Origin of the sequence: Providencia sp. Je.9.19 (assembly GCF_051129765.1) — a bacterium.
GTDB lineage: Bacteria > Pseudomonadota > Gammaproteobacteria > Enterobacterales > Enterobacteriaceae > Providencia.
The window spans coordinates 1-375 of record NZ_JBCPSS010000044.1 but is presented as its reverse complement, the minus strand read 5'-3'; the positions used below and the strand labels follow the sequence as shown (position 1 = coordinate 375).

Sequence of the window (375 nt, the reverse complement as noted above, 5' to 3'; positions counted from 1 at the left end):
CTATTCTGAATAATCAGAAAAAATTTATGGTGGAGCTAAGCGGGATCGAACCGCTGACCTCCTGCGTGCAAGGCAGGCGCTCTCCCAGCTGAGCTATAGCCCCATAAAGGTTTTCGATATCAATAATAACAATTATCAGATTTTAGTCTTTCTAATCATTAAGGTCTTTTTACTTAAGCAAGGCGTTGTCTTGGCGAAGTTTACTTTTGGGTAAACGAGCTAAGCAACAACACAGCGTAAGTGAAAAGTGGTAGGCCTGAGTGGACTTGAACCACCGACCTCACCCTTATCAGGGGTGCGCTCTAACCACCTGAGCTACAAGCCTATTGATACCGCTACTTCTATTTCATCAGACAATCTGTGTGGACACGTCAC

The 375-nt window shown here is 44.5% G+C and carries 2 tRNA genes; both read right to left on the bottom strand.

The window, feature by feature from the left end:
• Positions 1–27: 27 nt before the first annotated feature.
• Positions 28–103, bottom strand: a tRNA-Ala gene (locus tag AAZR93_RS21645).
• A gap of 145 nt (positions 104–248) precedes the next feature.
• Positions 249–325 (bottom strand) — tRNA-Ile (locus AAZR93_RS21640).
• Between the last annotated feature and the right edge of the window lie 50 nt (positions 326–375).